At 47.1% G+C, this 14,937-nt stretch carries 13 protein-coding genes; all 13 read right to left on the bottom strand.

What is annotated here, in order from left to right; all coding sequences use genetic code 11:
• Window positions 1–24: 24 nt before the first annotated feature.
• The 13 genes from ftsZ to ftsI all read right to left on the bottom strand — a co-directional run bounded on the left by ftsZ (window position 25) and on the right by ftsI (window position 14,929).
• On the bottom strand, window positions 25–1,179 hold the full coding sequence (gene ftsZ, locus HGT73_RS02165) for a cell division protein FtsZ (RefSeq protein WP_214212007.1): 1,155 nt from the start codon (window positions 1,177–1,179) through the stop codon (window positions 25–27).
• Between the two features lie 72 nt (window positions 1,180–1,251).
• A complete protein-coding gene (gene ftsA, locus HGT73_RS02160) occupies window positions 1,252–2,508 on the bottom strand; it encodes a cell division protein FtsA (RefSeq protein ID WP_214212006.1) in 1,257 nt (418 codons plus the stop codon).
• On the bottom strand, window positions 2,505–3,347 hold the full coding sequence (gene ftsQ / locus HGT73_RS02155; protein WP_214212005.1) for a cell division protein FtsQ: 843 nt from the start codon (window positions 3,345–3,347) through the stop codon (window positions 2,505–2,507). Before ftsQ ends, ftsA begins: the two co-directional genes overlap by 4 nt.
• Before the next feature lie 10 nt (window positions 3,348–3,357).
• Complete coding sequence (locus tag HGT73_RS15035) at window positions 3,358–3,528, bottom strand: hypothetical protein (protein ID WP_407073138.1); 171 nt, start codon at window positions 3,526–3,528, stop codon at window positions 3,358–3,360.
• A gap of 38 nt (window positions 3,529–3,566) precedes the next feature.
• Entirely contained in the window at window positions 3,567–3,737 is a 171-nt protein-coding gene (locus HGT73_RS15030) for a hypothetical protein (protein ID WP_407073137.1), read from the bottom strand.
• 399 nt (window positions 3,738–4,136) lie between these two features.
• Window positions 4,137–5,603 carry a UDP-N-acetylmuramate--L-alanine ligase gene (gene murC / locus HGT73_RS02140; RefSeq protein ID WP_214212002.1) on the bottom strand — a complete coding sequence of 489 codons (1,467 nt, stop codon included), beginning with the start codon at window positions 5,601–5,603 and terminating at the stop codon, window positions 4,137–4,139.
• 54 nt (window positions 5,604–5,657) lie between these two features.
• Window positions 5,658–6,719, bottom strand: coding sequence for an undecaprenyldiphospho-muramoylpentapeptide beta-N-acetylglucosaminyltransferase (gene murG / locus HGT73_RS02135; protein ID WP_214212001.1), 1,062 nt, complete (start codon window positions 6,717–6,719; stop codon window positions 5,658–5,660).
• Window positions 6,716–7,942 carry a cell division protein FtsW gene (gene ftsW / locus HGT73_RS02130; protein WP_214212000.1) on the bottom strand — a complete coding sequence of 409 codons (1,227 nt, stop codon included), beginning with the start codon at window positions 7,940–7,942 and terminating at the stop codon, window positions 6,716–6,718. The genes murG and ftsW overlap by 4 nt, the downstream gene beginning before the upstream one ends.
• Window positions 7,942–9,258, bottom strand: a complete 1,317-nt coding sequence (gene murD, locus HGT73_RS02125) for a UDP-N-acetylmuramoyl-L-alanine--D-glutamate ligase (protein ID WP_214211999.1) — start codon at window positions 9,256–9,258, stop codon at window positions 7,942–7,944. The genes ftsW and murD overlap by 1 nt, the downstream gene beginning before the upstream one ends.
• Window positions 9,259–9,260: 2 nt before the next feature.
• Entirely contained in the window at window positions 9,261–10,343 is a 1,083-nt protein-coding gene (gene mraY / locus HGT73_RS02120) for a phospho-N-acetylmuramoyl-pentapeptide-transferase (protein WP_214211998.1), read from the bottom strand.
• Window positions 10,337–11,698 (bottom strand): UDP-N-acetylmuramoyl-tripeptide--D-alanyl-D-alanine ligase, encoded by a 1,362-nt coding sequence (murF, locus tag HGT73_RS02115; RefSeq protein WP_214211997.1) that lies wholly within the window; start codon window positions 11,696–11,698, stop codon window positions 10,337–10,339. The genes mraY and murF overlap by 7 nt, the downstream gene beginning before the upstream one ends.
• Window positions 11,695–13,182 carry a UDP-N-acetylmuramoyl-L-alanyl-D-glutamate--2,6-diaminopimelate ligase gene (murE, locus tag HGT73_RS02110; RefSeq protein ID WP_214211996.1) on the bottom strand — a complete coding sequence of 496 codons (1,488 nt, stop codon included), beginning with the start codon at window positions 13,180–13,182 and terminating at the stop codon, window positions 11,695–11,697. The genes murF and murE overlap by 4 nt, the downstream gene beginning before the upstream one ends.
• Window positions 13,169–14,929 (bottom strand): peptidoglycan glycosyltransferase FtsI, encoded by a 1,761-nt coding sequence (gene ftsI / locus HGT73_RS02105; protein WP_214211995.1) that lies wholly within the window; start codon window positions 14,927–14,929, stop codon window positions 13,169–13,171. Before ftsI ends, murE begins: the two co-directional genes overlap by 14 nt.
• Window positions 14,930–14,937 lie beyond the last annotated feature (8 nt).

Raw genomic sequence — 14,937 nt, 5'->3', positions numbered from 1 at the left:
CAGCCGCCAATTTTCAGTAATATCTTAATCAGCTTGTTTACGTAAGAACGCTGGAATATCGAGATAATCCGGCTCTTTATTCGGCTGTGAAGCTGGCTCATTGGTCACTTTTGCCGCAGTTTTGTTCTCTTGCGGTAAAGGCGTTAAGCCATGTTGCTGATAACGATGGTCAACCACAGGTTGTGCGTTATTCTTGTTCGTCACTAAGGTAATTTCTGGACGCTTGTCCATACCAATTCCCGTGGCAACAACGGTTACGCGTAATTCATCGTTCATCTCTGGATCCAGAGAGGTACCGATAACAACTGTCGCGTTGTCTGAAGCAAAGGCGCGAATAGTATTCCCGACAGTTTCAAACTCATCGAGGCGTAAATCAAAGCCAGCGGTAATGTTGACCAACACGCCACGTGCGCCTGAAAGATCGATATCTTCAAGTAATGGACTGGAAATCGCCATTTCAGCAGCTTCTTCAGCACGATCTTCACCACAAGCGATACCCGATCCCATCATGGCATAACCCATTTCAGACATCACAGTACGCACATCGGCAAAGTCGACGTTCATCAGACCCGGACGGGTAATCAGCTCAGCGATACCCTGCACCGCACCTTTAAGCACGTCGTTCGCTGCACCAAAAGCATCTAGTAAAGAGATACCACGGCCTAATACTTTTAGTAACTTATCATTCGGTATGGTGATCAAGGAATCAACGTGCTTAGACAGTTCCGCAATTCCTTGTTCAGCAAATGCCATACGCTTTTTGCCTTCAAAGTTGAACGGTTTAGTTACCACAGCTACAGTTAAGATACCAAGGTCTTTAGCGACCTCAGCAACCACAGGTGCGGCACCCGTACCGGTACCACCGCCCATTCCTGCTGCGATAAATACCATATCGGCACCGTCCAAAGCTGCACGTAACGCTTCACGATCTTCTTCGGCGGAGTTACGTCCCACTTCTGGGTTTGCCCCTGCGCCTAATCCCTTAGTAATATTATTACCAATTTGGATTGTTTGACCGACGGCTGTTTTACGTAATGCTTGGGCATCGGTATTCACTGCAAAAAACTCAACACCTTCGATACGCTCACGTACCATGTGCTCGACAGCGTTACCGCCACCACCCCCGACGCCGATGACTTTTATCACCGCATCGTTGGTTAATTCCATAGGTTCAAACATGATTACTCTCCGTTATGTGCCTGTTGCCAGAGGATCACTTAATAGACGTAGGATGATCCTCTTTAATCAAAATTAAAACTCTTTTTTTAACCAACTATTAAATTTTTTGAACCAAGTACCAACAGGTGAATGTTTAGACGACTCTGATTCGCTGCCTAAATGAGACTCTTTACCGTAATGCAAAAGCCCGACTACTGTTGAGTAATAAGGCTCTTGGGCGTAATCCGTTAAACCTGTGATATTCAAAGGTTGCCCAATTCTCACTTGGGTGTGAAAAACTCGCTGGGCGCAAGCTGCTAATCCTTCGATTTGAGCTGCGCCCCCTGTCAACACAATGCCCGCTGCTAAGTGATGCTTTACACCTTGTTGGCGTAATTGTTCTTGTATTTCCAGAATCTCGTCATTAACCAGATTCAATAGTTCGGTATAACGCGGTTCAATGACTTCGGCGAGAGTTTGGCGTTGCAAGCTACGCGGTGGTCTCCCTCCGACACTTGGCACTTCGACATTTTCGTCTTTGCCGACAATCGACCCTAGTGCACAACCATGACGAACCTTGATTGCTTCGGCATCTGTTGGTGGTGTACCAAAAGCATAGGCTATATCGCTAGTTACCACATTACCGGCATAAGGTATCACTTTCGTATGACGTAATGCACCGCCAGTATAGACCGCCATATCCATGGTACCGCCACCGATATCTACCACGCAGACGCCTAGTTCGCGCTCGTCTTCCGTTAAAACAGCATAACTTGAAGCCAGACCAGCAAAAATAAGCTGATCAACTTTTAGCCCACAGCGTTCTACCGCTTTAACGATATTTTTTGCCATATCATTATGACAGGTTATAAGGTGTACTTTAGCATGCATCCTTACCCCAGATAAACCAACAGGATTTTTAATACCTTCTTGGTAATCGATGGCATATTCTTGTGGGATGACGTGCAAAATGCGATGCTCATCGCGTACTCGAACAGACTTCGCGGTATGCACGACATTTTCTACGTCATCTTGAGTTACCTCCTCTTCCGAAACTGGCACCATGCCGATTTCGTTCTGGCAACTAATATGTTTGCCCGATAAGGAGAGATAAACAGATGAAATTTGGCAATCTGCCATCAACTCTGCTTGGTCAATCGCACGTTGTACGCATTTTACAACCGACTCAAGATCATTAACACCACCCTTATCCATGCCACGAGAAGGACAGCTACCAACCCCAATAATATTGACCATACCGTCGGGCAGAATTTCCCCTACCAAGGCAGCAACCTTGGCGGTGCCAATCTCTAGTCCTACTACCAGTTTTCTGTCCGTTGCCTTGATCATTGTTGTTTAGCCTGTGCCTGATTTTGTTGCTGATTACCTGCTTGCATCTCTACGGGTGCGGGGCCCCATCCTACTGCGGCACCCGAATCGTAACGGAGGTCAACATAGCTGATCGTTTTATTATCAGCTTGTGCCTGTTTAACCAGTTCCGGATAGAGGGTGATAAAACGTTTTAGCCGTTTCTCATCGTCCCCTCTACCCAATTCAATTCTCATTCCATCACTGGTAATAAGTTGCCAAGAGTGACGCGCCGTCATGGCCGTCGCCTTTAGCGTTAGGTGTATCGTACGCAATTTGTCGGCCATTTGGTAAAAGGTGGCCATGACCTCGTTCTCGCTTCCTTCAGGCCCATATAGCAAAGGCATATCTTGCTTAGGTGCGCCAGAGTGGAAAGGAAGTGTGAAAGAGGTACCGGATGCATCGACAACATGCTGGTCATTCCACCTTGCTACGGGAACATATTCAACCAGATGAATCTTTAATTCATCTGGCCATTGCTTACGCACACTAACTTGTTTGATCCAAGGTAACCGTTCAAGCTGTTGCTGAATAATGTCGACATTTTGCGACATAAAAGTACCTGGAGGCCCTAATGAGAGTATCGCTTGGCGTACATCATCATTAGAGGTGTAACGTTTATCCCCCGTCACCACCAGTTTTGAAAGCGGTAATCGCGAAACATCATTCATCCAATTTACGACCGCCATTCCACCAAACACGATGGTCCCAACCACCATCAGAAGAAAAACAACGCCAAAAAGACGAGTGCCATTACTCCGACCTGTGCGTAAGCGTTTTTGCGTTTCTTTATTTTTCGTATTTAGTGCAGCCTGAGACATATCAGTCTGTTTACTCCAGAATCTGTTGAACAAGCTGATAAATATCGATTTCAACTTGCTTGGCTGCTATGGGAGGCAAACTTAGGTTTGTCATACCCTGGGAGGCTTTCATCTCAAGTAGCTGAAAATTGTCGTTATCAATTCGCATCACATCTACTCTCCCCCATCCTTGGCAGCCAATAATTTACCATGCTGATCGCGCTAATTATTGTTCTTCATTCACTGTCTGCAGCGAAGGACAAAATATCGAGTCTCATCAAAATGATAGTTTGCATTATAATCATAAAATTCATTAATAGTCCGAATCTGTATCGATGGCAATATTTTGTCACTAATTATTGCACTCGTATATTCAGTACTGCTTAAAAAACCTTCGATCAATAGCGTGATATCAACCTTTAGTGATAATTAATACTCTGATTGACCACAGGTGAACTGTCGTTAATCGATCGTCGATCACTATGCCGCCACTTGGCTTCAGTATTTTCTCTCTATCATAAATGACCTCATCGTGACAAAGACTATCACCTTAGTCATGAAGTTGGGGGAGTATTTTGTCAGTCTCGTCCCCTCCTCTCAATTTTCGTCACTGTTACCCAGCGGCGAAATCAAAAGCTACCAATTCAGCCTTATTTTTATCAAATTAATTGATTAATTTTTTCAGGTATCGATTCCAGTTCTACCGACATCTCTATTTTATATTCGTCGATAAGACCCCGTCTTAGCGGTAACGAGAGGGCTTGCTCTAGCAAGCTGCCTCTCATCGACACAATAGCGCTCGGCAGTAGGCTAGCTGTTAGCCTGAGAAACAGGGACTGCCCAATTTTCCGCCAAATGCCGTGCGATACGCCCAACTGTGCCAGCGCCTTGAAGTAGCACAAGGTCATTACCACTCAATGTTGGAGCGAGAAAATCTAATAATGCCTCTTGGTCGGTCACTAAAATAGGATCGACCTTTCCACGAGACCTAACCGAACGACAGAGTGTTCGACTGTCTGCTCCCGCAATGGGTGTTTCTCCCGCAGAATAGACGTCGAGCATTAACAATACATCAACATTCGAGAGCACATTGGCAAAATCGTCAAATAAATCACGAGTACGGGTATAACGATGGGGCTGAAACACCATAATCAATTTTTTATCTGGCCAACCTGCTCTTGCTGCCTTGATAGTGGCGTCGACTTCCGTTGGATGATGCCCATAGTCATCGACTAACATTGCGCTACCGCTTGGACCATTGACTGCTTCCGTCGCATAATCCCCTAGCACATCGAAACGACGACCTGTTCCTTGGAAACTTTCGAGTGCCATCAAAATATCAGCATCGTCAATCCCCTCTTCACTCGCAACGGCAATGGCGGCTGCCGCGTTCAACGCATTATGACGGCCAGGCGCATTTAACGTAACGAGCATTTCGGGTTTATCTTGGCGATAAACAGTAAAACGCCCAGTTGCACCGTTTTGTTCATAGTTAGCGATGCGAACGTCCGCGTCAGCACTAAAACCATAGGTGGTTACTTGACGGCCAACCTCTGGAAGGAGTTGACGAATAACCTCATCGTCCACGCAAAGTACTGCGCGGCCGTAAAAAGGAAGATTATGGAGAAAATTAACAAAAGTCTGTTTTAAATTTTCAAAATCACCTTGGTAGGTATCCATATGGTCAGCTTCAATATTAGTGACAATTGCCACCATCGGCTGTAAGTGAAGAAATGAGGCATCGCTTTCATCTGCTTCAGCAATTAAATAACGACTGCTTCCTAGTCGCGCATGTGTTCCCGCCGCCTTAACGAGGCCACCGTTAACAAAAGTCGGATCAAGTCCACCTTCTGCATAAATACTCGATACCATCGCGGTTGTCGTGGTTTTTCCGTGGGTACCGGCAATGGCGATACCATGTCGAAAACGCATCAGTTCCGCCAGCATTTCAGCCCGACGAATAACAGGGATACGAGACTCACGTGCCGCAACTAATTCGGGATTATCTTCAGCAATAGCGCTTGATACCACCACCACGCTGACACCTTCGATATTTTCTGGGCTATGATTGAAGTAAATCGTCGCACCTAATCCCGTCAAATGTTTAGTGACTGCATTGGGAGCCAAATCAGAACCACTGATTTGATACCCCTCATTGGCCAACACTTCAGCAATACCGCCCATACCCGCACCGCCAATTCCGACGAAATGGATGTGTTTCACTCGTCTCATTTCAGGCACGATGGAACGTAATTTTGCTAATTGTTGAGTATTCATGAATAACTTCTTACCTATAACTTACGAGAGAGATGATCGACTCATCCCTCAAAATTAGTGAGTGACAATAACGTTAATTTCTTGTGCGACGCGTTGCGTAGAATCTCTAACAGCGGTGCTCTGGGCATTAATTGCCTGAACCAAGAGTGCTTCACGGTTCCAGCGCTGCAAGCAGTCCACCACTGCTTTAGCCGTAAAATGTGGCTGCTCCAAGATAACTGCAGCGCCAGCTTTTTCTAATGACAAAGCATTCCAATACTGTTGCCGGTCTTTATGCGGGAAAGGAACAAAAATAGCAGCAACCCCTGCTGCTGCAACTTCACTTACTGTCAGAGCACCTGAGCGACAAACGACGACATCCGCCCAAGCATACGCCGCGGCAACATCATCAATAAACTCAGTTATGTTATGGCCAGTCATTCCTCGTTGACGGTAATCTTGTTCAACAGAAGGTTGATTGCCTTTCCCCGTTTGGTGCCAAAGCGTCACTTGATCACCTAACGTTTGCGCCACTTCCGGTAACTGTTGGTTAAGGATTCTAGCCCCTTGGCTACCCCCCATAACCAATACTCTTATTGGCCCTTCTCTACCCTCGAATCGTTGTGACGGCGATGGTAGGGCTAATACATCTTTACGTACTGGATTTCCAACGACGTCAGCATGGGGAAAAGCACCGGGAAAAGCCTGCATGACTTTACGGGCAATTTTCGATAGCCATTGATTGGTAAGTCCGGCAATGCCATTTTGTTCATGTAATACCACCGGAATACCGCAGCTCCACGCCGCTAACCCGCCAGGGCCCGATACATAACCGCCCATTCCCAACACAACGTCAGGCTGCCATTGCTTCATGATTTTTCGGGCTTGCCGCCATGCAGAAAAAATACGCCACGGAGCTTGGAGTAATGCCTTAATCCCCTTCCCCCGTAACCCACTAATTGTAATGAAATCGATCTCGATACCATGCTTAGGGACTAAATCAGCTTCCATCCTGTCGGCAGTACCCAACCAACGAACTTGCCAACCTTCTTCCATTAATTGATGAGCGACCGCGAGACCTGGAAAAACATGTCCTCCCGTCCCTCCCGCCATGACCATCAGTTTTTTACTACTCATCGATTACCTCGAGTTACTGCATGGCCTTTCGCTAAGCGCGTCTCAAAATCGATACGCAACAGCAGTACAATTGCCGTAGACATAATAATTAAACTCGACCCACCATAACTAATTAATGGTAGTGTCAGTCCCTTCGTCGGTAACATTCCAGCCGCCGCACCGACGTTAACTAAGGCTTGGAAACTAAACCAAACCCCGATTGCACAGGCCAAAAAGCCTGAAAAACGCTGATCGAGTTCTAGGGCTCTACGGCCAATGGACATCGCACGAAAAGCCACGAAGAATACCATTAATAGTGCAAGAACCACACCAAAATAGCCGAGTTCTTCACCTATTATTGCAAAGATAAAGTCGGTATGCGCTTCAGGTAAATATTCCAATTTTTGTACCGAATTACCTAGGCCTTGCCCCCAAAATTCTCCGCGACCAAATGCCATCAGAGACTGGGTTAGTTGGTATCCGCTACCAAAAGGGTCTGCCCAAGGGTTCCAGAACGAAGTCACACGACGCATCCGATAAGGTTCTACCATGATGAGTAGTACAACCGAAAACAGTCCACAACCAATGATGGCTAAAAATTGCCAGAGCTTAGCGCCAGCGAGAAACAACATAGCAAGCGTCGTCACGAAGAGTACAATAACCGTCCCTAAATCAGGCTGAGCCAGTAGGAGTACAGCTAAAATAACCATCACGCCCATCGGTTTTAGAAATCCCCACAGGTTGCTTCTGACTTCATCTACCTTGCGGACCAGATAGCTGGCGAGATAGCAAAACAGCGAAAGTTTAGAGAACTCTGCCGGCTGAATACGCAGCGGACCGAGGGCAATCCAACGTGAAGCACCGTTAACTGAGCTTCCGACAACCAGCACGACCAGTAGCATAACCACCGAAAGCAGTAACATGACGTTACTGTACTTTTGCCAAAAAGACATGGGTAAACGTAAGGTTACTAACGATATGGCAAACCCTAAACCAAGATAAAATGCATCACGTTTAGCAAAATAAAAAGGATCATCGTTCATCCGTTGTCCAACGGGAACCGAGGCAGAGGTAACCATAACAAAACCGATGATGGCTAAACCAAAGGTTAGCCATAACAGGGTGCGATCATAAAGTACCACTGTGGAAGTATCATTTTCCCGTGATCCCATTACCCAATCTTGTAACCGTCTTGAAACTGCGGCAATACCGCGTCCTAAGAGGTTCAGCCCTGGGATATGCATTAGCCCAACTCCTTCGCAAGCGCGGCAAACCGTTCGCCACGTTGTTCAAAATTTTTAAATTGATCGAGACTGGCACAGGCAGGGGACAACAATACAACATCACCTTTACTGACCTGTTGACTGATCGCGCGCATCGCATCCTCCAGACGGTCAACTTTGACCGAGACCTCGGGACGCAACGCGTATAACAATTCCGCATCTCGACCAAAACAGTAAACCTTTATATTGTTACCTTGTATTAATCGTTCCAGCGGAGAAAAATCCGCAGATTTTCCATCACCACCCAGTAATAGCCATAATGTTCCTTCGCACTGTACACCTTTTAGTGCCGCTTCCGTACTACCAACATTGGTCGCTTTGGAATCATTGATCCAATCGACACCCGCGTTACGATGGACGCGTTGATAACGGTGAGGAAGGCCATTAAAGGTCGTCAATGCCTTTAAACAGCTAGCTCGAGGAATGCCAACAGCTTCAGCAAGCGCTAACGCGGCTAACGCATTGGTAAAGTTATGCTGTCCAGTAATAGGCATCTCTTCGCTATTCAGCACTTTCTCGCCTTTGGCTCGTAACCAAGTTTGGCCTTGCTGCTGATTTAAGTGGTAATCACCAAACGTTACTCCGAAACTGATACAGCGACGGTCAACGCCGCGAATAGGCATTGTCATCGCATCATCCACATTCACAATACAGTGCTTTGCATTCTCATAAATTCGTAGCTTTGCCGCACGATATTGCTGAAACCCTAATGGATAACGATCCATATGATCTTCAGTAACATTTAAGATAGTCGCCGCCGCTGCCTGTAAACTATGAGTGGTTTCTAACTGAAAACTCGATAATTCAAGTACATAGAGTTGGACTTGTGGGTTAAGAAGAGATAGTACAGGAAGGCCTATATTCCCCCCTACTGCCGTGTTCCATCCCGCTGCACGGGACATATCACCCACTAAAGTTGTTACGGTACTTTTTCCATTAGAACCGGTAATGGCGACGATAGGCGCTTGCGCTTCACGGCAAAACAACTCAACGTCGCCCACAATTTCAATACCTTCAGCGGCAGCAGCACTGATTGCCGGATGAGAGAGCGCAACACCTGGGCTAAGGACAATCAGATCGGCCTCCAGCAACCATTGCTGATTAATCTCCCCCACCCAACGTTCAACATATTCGGGCAGTTTATCAATACCAGGTGGAGTGTTACGCGAGTCAATAACCTTGGGTACAACACCTCGCGCAATAAAAAAATCAACGCAAGAAAGCCCGGTAATACCGAGACCAACGATAACAATTTTTCTACCTTGGTATTCTGCCATGATTAACGTACCTTCAGAGTGGCGAGACCGATTAACACTAACATTAATGAAATGATCCAGAATCGAACAATGACCCGAGGTTCTGGCCATCCTTTGAGCTCATAATGGTGATGGATAGGTGCCATTCTGAAAATACGCTGCCCACGCAATTTAAATGATCCTACCTGCAAGATAACCGACAAGGTTTCGACCACAAATACCCCCCCCATAATCACTAGGAGAAATTCTTGGCGCAGTAATACGGCTATAGTACCAAGCGCGCCGCCGAGTGCTAAAGAACCAACATCCCCCATAAAGACCTGAGCTGGATAGGTATTAAACCAGAGGAAACCTAGCCCTGCGCCGACAATGGCCGTACAGACAATAACTAATTCTCCCGCATGACGCAGATAAGGGATATGGAGATATTCGGCGAAATTAACGTTCCCTGTCGCCCATGAAACCAGTCCAAAGCCTGCCGCCACAAAAACAGTCGGCATAATCGCTAAACCATCCAGCCCATCAGTCAAGTTTACCGCATTACTGGTACCCACAATAACAAAGTAGGTTAAAAGCAGATAAAACAGACCCAGTTGCGGCATGATATCTTTAAAGAAAGGAACGACTAATTGCGTTGCAGGTGTACCCTTCCCGATCGCATAAAGTGCAAAGGCCACCCCTAATGCAATGACTGATTGCCAAAAATACTTCCAGCGCGCAATCAAGCCTTTAGTATCTTTACGCACTACCTTACGGTAATCATCAACAAAGCCGACAATGCCATAACCGATTAGAACGACTAATACACACCAGACGTAGGGGTTTGAAGGATAGGCCCATAACAGTACAGAAATAGTAATGGAGGTGAGGATCATCACCCCCCCCATTGTTGGGGTTCCCCGCTTACTGAAGTGTGATTCAGGACCATCATTACGCACAACTTGTCCAATCTGTAACTTCTGAAGCCAAGCAATAAGCCTCGGTCCCATCCATAGCGAAATAAACAGAGCGGTTAACAAACTCACAATGGCGCGAAACGTCAAATATGAGAAGACGTTAAATCCTGAATAAAATTTAGCCAGATGTTCGGCTAGCCAAACTAACATACGTCTTTCTCCTGTAATAATTCGACGATATCTTCCATTGCCGCACTCCGTGAGCCTTTAACGAGTAGCGTCACGACTTGATGGGTCTGGATTAATTCACATGCACGCTTTGCAAGCGCTGATTTAGTCGCCATGACCTCACCGACTTGACTCTCTTCGGCGATCCATTGGCTGTACTTTCCTACGGTTAAAACTTTATCCACGCCCGCCTGTTGTAATGCTTTACCCACTTCGCGATGGCAGGACTCAGTATCGTGGCCCAACTCCCCCATATCACCGGCAATCATAATACGATAGCCCGGCTGGGTAGATAATACTTGAGCCGCAGCCTTCATCGACCCAACATTCGCATTGTAAGAGTCATCAAGTAATAAGACAGACTCAGACAGCTTGATTGGGTAAAGCCGTCCGGGCACTGCGCTTAACATCGTTAGTCCGTCGCGAATGGCCGATAACGGTGCACCAACGGATTGCGCCAATGCAGCGGCAGCCAATGCATTGGCAATATTATGTTGACCGGGTAACGGTAAAATCACGTCACATATCCCTTGCGGGGTATGTAGCTGGAATGCGGTGCCTTCAAGCGTAACGTCTATATGCGTCGCGTAGTAATCTACATCATGGTGCTGGCAGGCAGAAAAGGTCAAAACTTGTTTATTTTCAAGTACCGGTTGCCAACGTTCACGGTCATGGCTCTCCGCATTCAAAATGGCAATACCATTCGCGGGTAACCCTTGAAATATTTCACCTTTCGCCTGAGCAACACCCTCAAGAGAACCAAAGCCCTCTAAGTGTGCAGCGGCTAAATTGTTTACCAAGGCGACATCAGGTTTGACTAAAGCTGTCGTATAAGCAATTTCACCTTGATGGTTTGCCCCCATTTCGATCACTGCATAACGGTGCTCAGGTGTCAGGCGAAGCAGTGTCATCGGAACACCAAAATCATTATTCAAATTACCGGCGGTATACAGAGTGTTACCACACTGCTTTAAAATCGCAGCGGTCATTTCTTTCACTGATGTTTTTCCCGATGATCCGGTCAATCCTACAACTTTTGCAGGCACATTCTGACGAACCCATGCCGCAATATTACCAAAGGCGATACGTGTATCCTCGACCACAATCTGAGGAACCGAGACGGCTAAACGCCGGCTAACCAACAATGCGCTAGCTCCAGCGTCGATGGCTTGTTCAGCAAACTGGTGGGCATCAAATCGCTCACCTATTAATGCGACGAATAAACTTCCGGCAATAATTTTACGAGTATCGGTGGTGACGTGGCTAAGACTGATATCCTCACCGACCAATTGACCTTTAGTGATCAGCGCAAGTTGTCCGCTAGTAACTGGGATCATGCCATCATTCCTAAAAGAGTTGCGACCGTTTGGCGGTCTGAATAATCGATGCGCTGCTGACCGATGATTTGGTAGTCTTCATGACCTTTACCCGCAATCAATACCATGTCCTGCGCGGCGGCCTGTTTTAATACTGTTGTAACGGCTTGAGCCCGGCCCGCAATGATCCTCGCCCTACCAGGATCAATCAAGCCTGAAAGAATATCTTGAGTGATAGCCGTCGGTGATTCACTGCGCGGATTATCATCGGTAATCACAACGTTGTCTGCAAACTCTTCTGCGATGGCGCCCATTAAAGGACGTTTGCCTCTATCTCGGTCGCCGCCACAGCCAAAGACGCACCACAGTTGGCCTTGGCAATGTAAACGAGCGGCTTCTAATGCTTTTTGTAACGCGTCAGGCGTGTGGGCATAATCAACAACTGCAACCGCATGACCTTCTTTTTTGAAGACTTCCATCCTTCCGCACACAGGCGAGAGTTGTGCTGCTGTTGCCATTAAGGCCTCGAAGGGATACCCCAAAGCTAATAATGTCGCTAAGGCTAAAAGTAAGTTACTGACATTAAACTCACCCATCAATGCACTAATAAAAGTGCCCGTCCCCCATGTCGAATCAAACGCAACACAAACACCCTGATCATGATAGGTAATAGAGGTAGCACTTAACCAAAGACCATGACGTTGTGACGACGTTAATCCACGACAACTGACCGCAACCGAGTTGGTTAATAGCGTCAACCATTGTTCGCCGACTGCATCATCGGCATTAATAATACTTACGCCTACGCGGTGCTCGGTAAAGAGGGAGAGTTTAGCCGCGGCATAACTCTCCATATCCCCATGATAATCAAGATGGTCACGACTGAGGTTGGTAAAAATCGCGGCAGCAAAAGGTAGCGCTGCCACACGATGTTGGACAAGCCCATGAGAAGACACTTCCATTGCGGTCGTTGTAACGTGCTGCGATGCAAATTGAGCCAGTGTACGCTGAACATCAATGGCAGAACCTGTAGTATTCTCACTCTGGACTAAGTGACCGTAAAGCCCGTTACCGACCGTTCCCATCACTGCGCTGGATTCACCGAGCAGTGCCACCCACTGCGCAAGTAGTTGTGTCACCGTCGTTTTACCGTTAGTGCCCGTAACACCGATAACTCGCATAGCCTCTAAAGGTCGTGCATAAAAACGTCCCGCTAAAGCGGATAAACGCTCAGTTAACTGAGCCAGATAGACGACTGGAACCTGATTGATAAAGCGAATTTCGCCGTCATCGGCATAATTTTTTGCATCGGCAATAACCGCTGCTGCACCTTGTGCCAGAGCCTGAGTAATATACTCGCGTCCATCACTATGGTGGCCTAATACGGCAACGAATAGATCGCCGGTTTTCACATTCCGGCTATCGAGTGTCATTTCCTTTAGCTCTTTAGCAGGAGCATTGGGTACCCAAGGTGCCAATACCTGTTGTAGGTTACGATCTGTCACTGGATCCCTCATTGATTGTCGTTAAGTCTTTATTTTGTGTGGTGAGTGCATCGGGTTCAACATTCATGGTACGTAAAACTCCGCCCATAATGGCTCCAAACACTGGGGCAGAGACGGCCCCTCCGTAATACTTGCCGCCCTGCGGATCATTAATCACCACAACTAATGCAAATCGTGGGCGGCTCGCCGGAGCCACGCCAGCGGTATAAGCGATATATTTATTAATATATTGACCATCAGGGCCGACTTTCTTGGCAGTACCGGTTTTAATCGCAATACGATAGCCTCTGATAGCCGCTTTTACCCCTCCGCCCCCAGGCAATGCAACACTTTCCATCATATGCACCACGGTTTTTACCGTAGCCTCATCGAAGACTCGCGTACCGGCTACAGGAGGATCGACTTTAGTAATCGAAAGTGGTCTTGAAATACCATAGCTACCAATGGTGGCATACACCCGTGCCAACTGAAGCGGGGTGACCATCAATCCATAGCCAAAGGAGAACGTCGCACGCTCGATATCCGACCAACGTTGCTTATTGGGATAGATCCCTTTGCTCTCTCCAACTAATCCCAATTTTGTCGGCTGCCCTAATCCAAAAAGTGAATAGGTTTCCACCAACGCTGACGACGGCATAGCCAGCGCTAAACGGGAAACCCCGACGTTACTGGATTTTTGCAATACCCCCGTCAAGGTTAATTCTGCTCGGGGTGCAACATCTTTAATTTCATGGCCATTAATCCGATAAGGAACGGTATTCAAAACGCTGTTCCTTTGTACTACTCCACGTTTTAAGGCCGTCATAACGACCATCGGCTTAACGGTCGACCCCGGCTCAAAAATATCGGTAATCGCACGATTACGAATGGCTTCGCTAGGCGTGTTATCTAAATTGTTTGGATTAAAGGCAGGGCTATTAGCCATCGCTAACACTTCTCCAGTGTTGACATCCACCAGCACCGCGGTGCCAGACTCCGCCTTATTGAAAGCCACTGCATTATTTAATTCACGATAAACTTGAGCTTGCAGCCGCTCGTCGATACTGAGAGTAAGATGATGCGCAACACGACTATCCGTCGAGGAAATATCTTCGATGACTCGTCCTTGCCGATCTTTACGTACCACTCGAGCCCCCGGCGTTCCGGTTAGCCATTTATCAAAACTCTTCTCGACCCCTTCGATCCCTTGGCCATCAATATTGGTAAAGCCAATTAGATGAGAAGCCACTTGCCCTGCGGGATAATAACGTCGAGATTCTTCACTTAAATTAATGCCAGGCAGCTTTAGTTGCTTGATGTAACTGCTCACAGCGGGGTTTACCTGACGAGCGAGATAAACAAAGCGCCCTTTAGGATTGGCGTCGATCCGTGAAGAAAGTTGATCTAAAGAGAGCGATAGCGCGTCAGCCAACGCTTTCCACCGGCTATCATAACCGATACCCCCTTGGGCATTTATCTCTTTAGGATCCGCCCAAATGGCACTAACGGGTACACTAACAGCAAGAGGACGGCCATTTCGGTCACTGATCATTCCACGTGAACTGGGGACCGATTGGACGCGTAACGATCGCATGTCCCCTTCTTTTACCAACCGCTCGGGCTTTACGACTTGTAACCAAGCGACACGCATTAGCAAGCCTGATAATGCTAATAAAATTACGCCGCATAACAATGCAAAACGCCAACGGATAAAGTTGGCTTTGATATCATGCTTTTTTGTTTTCAGCGTTCTTTTTGCGCCGGCCATCAGCTTTC

The organism is Rosenbergiella australiborealis, from assembly GCF_018494035.1.
Taxonomy (GTDB): Bacteria; Pseudomonadota; Gammaproteobacteria; order Enterobacterales; family Enterobacteriaceae; genus Rosenbergiella; species Rosenbergiella australiborealis.
Note: the sequence above shows the minus strand (reverse complement) of the source record. Positions and strands in the feature narration are given on the sequence as shown.

Excerpts from the sequence above, each read along its gene's own strand:
- murD (WP_214211999.1), bottom strand. The coding sequence starts at position 9,258 with ATGGCAGAATACCAAGGTAGAAAAATTGTTATCGTTGGTCTCGGTATT.
- murF (WP_214211997.1), bottom strand. The coding sequence starts at position 11,698 with ATGATCCCAGTTACTAGCGGACAACTTGCGCTGATCACTAAAGGTCAA.
- ftsI (WP_214211995.1), bottom strand. The coding sequence starts at position 14,929 with ATGGCCGGCGCAAAAAGAACGCTGAAAACAAAAAAGCATGATATCAAA.
- murC (WP_214212002.1), bottom strand. The coding sequence starts at position 5,603 with ATGAATACTCAACAATTAGCAAAATTACGTTCCATCGTGCCTGAAATG.
- ftsZ (WP_214212007.1), bottom strand. The coding sequence starts at position 1,179 with ATGTTTGAACCTATGGAATTAACCAACGATGCGGTGATAAAAGTCATC.
- ftsW (WP_214212000.1), bottom strand. The coding sequence starts at position 7,942 with ATGCATATCCCAGGGCTGAACCTCTTAGGACGCGGTATTGCCGCAGTT.
- mraY (WP_214211998.1), bottom strand. The coding sequence starts at position 10,343 with ATGTTAGTTTGGCTAGCCGAACATCTGGCTAAATTTTATTCAGGATTT.
- ftsQ (WP_214212005.1), bottom strand. The coding sequence starts at position 3,347 with ATGTCTCAGGCTGCACTAAATACGAAAAATAAAGAAACGCAAAAACGC.
- murG (WP_214212001.1), bottom strand. The coding sequence starts at position 6,719 with ATGAGTAGTAAAAAACTGATGGTCATGGCGGGAGGGACGGGAGGACAT.
- ftsA (WP_214212006.1), bottom strand. The coding sequence starts at position 2,508 with ATGATCAAGGCAACGGACAGAAAACTGGTAGTAGGACTAGAGATTGGC.